Here is a 211-nt window from a genome sequence, read left to right on the forward strand (position 1 = left end):
CCCCTGCAGTACCATCGGCGCTGTGAGGCTTAGCTTCCGGGTTCGGAATGTAACCGGGCGTTTCCCTCACGCTATGACCACCGAAACACTATGAAACTGTCGAACCATGCCACACCACGCTCTGTGAAACGTGGGGCTGTTCGTGGTTTCAGAACCAACACAGTGGACGCGAGCAACTGAGGACAAGCCCTCGGCCTATTAGTACCGGTCA

At 56.4% G+C, this 211-nt stretch carries 1 rRNA gene; it reads right to left on the reverse strand.

The window, feature by feature from the left end:
* Window positions 1-85, reverse strand: a 5S ribosomal RNA gene (gene rrf, locus OO52_RS54955); the annotation flags it as partial.
* Window positions 86-211: the final 126 nt, after the last annotated feature.

It is taken from the genome of Streptomyces flaveolus (assembly GCF_000716535.1).
In the GTDB taxonomy this organism is placed as follows: domain Bacteria; phylum Actinomycetota; class Actinomycetes; order Streptomycetales; family Streptomycetaceae; genus Streptomyces; species Streptomyces flaveolus_A.